This window comes from Maribacter luteocoastalis (assembly GCF_048890225.1).
GTDB classification, from domain to species: Bacteria; Bacteroidota; Bacteroidia; order Flavobacteriales; family Flavobacteriaceae; genus Maribacter; species Maribacter luteocoastalis.
The window spans coordinates 1-1,374 of record NZ_JBMFZG010000024.1; the positions used below are offsets into that span (position 1 = coordinate 1).

The following is a 1,374-nucleotide window of genomic DNA, read 5'->3' on the forward strand; positions in this document are numbered from 1 at the left end:
ATTAAAATGTACATAGTTAGCTGTTCCAAGTTTTCGAGAGGGATTTTCTCTTTTTGATAAACTCTCTTAACTACTAAGTATAAAAGACCGCAACCAATAGCCCACGAAAGACTGTAATATCTAATTGGAAAAATGTCGAATAAAGTGAAAATTTCGGGGTCGACATTCCAGTTTATTATTCCGTCTTTCATTTCGGTTGATTACAGTTACTAAATTTTTTTCAGCTTGTGGCTAACGGTCTTGTGTATGAAACGTAGCGAGTAAAAAGACGCTAACTTTTCGGATTAACACAAAGCCGAATTTTTATGTTTTGTTTTTAATTTCCCTATTCTAAAAGCCAAATTTAAAAATTTGGCGGTCTTTGTAAATAAGTACAAGCCTTTTGGTTTAGCACTTATTAGCTATGTTTTATACACGTTGTTGCCACACGTTTTTTATTCCCAGAATTCATATTTAAAATATCTTGGCACATATCCACGAATACTATTCAAAAGTCCATTTTCGTAATATTTATAAGTCAATTCGTATTCGTTTATTCGGTCGTTCATAAATACTGAATTGATGTCAGATTTTATAAGCTGACCTTTGTTATTGAAAAAGTTCGTGATGGTCTTGTCGTCTTTAAATTTTTCCAAATCCGAGTAGTCCTTGTAGGCTGTTGTGTTCGGAATTCCGTTTATAGTATCCACAACTTTTTTGAGTTTTGGTTCGAAATAATATCCGTAAAACCGTTTGATATAAAAGTCTTTTTCGTGTTCTTTGGTTTTTTGATAAATAACAATTGAATCGTTTCTCCTTGTTGTTTTCGATTCGTAAGGTTGATAACTATAGCTTGTCTCGTAAGCAAAACTTCCTAAATTCTTTCGAGACGAAGTTAGTTTTCCATTAGTCTCATATTTAAAAGTGGTTGAATCCTGTCCAACCGAATCTATTATTTTAATCAATTGATTTTTATTGTTGTATCGAAATAGTTTGATTTTTTCAATCCGTTTTCTTTTTCGTGTTTTACGATTGTAAGAAGCACTATATTTTGTCGAGCGTATTCTTTTTCCAGTTCGGTCAAATTCTATGATTTCGGACAAGTCTTTCGGCGAAGTCATATAAACAAATATTTTCTTTACTTGTCGGTTTGCGTAAATACTGTCAGGTTGCCATTTATTTTCAATTTGTCCAAAACTGCATATTGGAATAGAAATAAATAATAAAAAAAGAAGTCTGTTCATTCTATTCAATTCGGTTTTTCTCAAATGTGTGGCAACGTCTAAGCTAAGATTAGTTGCGTTGTGAAATCCGACAGGATTTCCCATCGCGAACTAAGATAGCAAAATAGCTCTAGATTTTCCATCGGAAAATCCGGAGCAATTAATTTTAGGT

1 protein-coding gene and 1 pseudogene are annotated in these 1,374 nt (G+C 32.5%); both read right to left on the reverse strand.

Annotated features, from left to right (window positions below):
- Positions 1–191, reverse strand: a pseudogene (locus ACOCEA_RS17915) (prolipoprotein diacylglyceryl transferase); the annotation flags it as partial.
- A 243-nt stretch (positions 192–434) separates the two neighbouring features.
- Complete coding sequence (locus ACOCEA_RS17920; protein ID WP_420757648.1) at positions 435–1,100, reverse strand: hypothetical protein; 666 nt, start codon at positions 1,098–1,100, stop codon at positions 435–437.
- Positions 1,101–1,374: the final 274 nt, after the last annotated feature.

Excerpts from the sequence above, each read along its gene's own strand:
- ACOCEA_RS17920 (WP_420757648.1), bottom strand. The coding sequence starts at position 1,100 with ATGACTTCGCCGAAAGACTTGTCCGAAATCATAGAATTTGACCGAACT.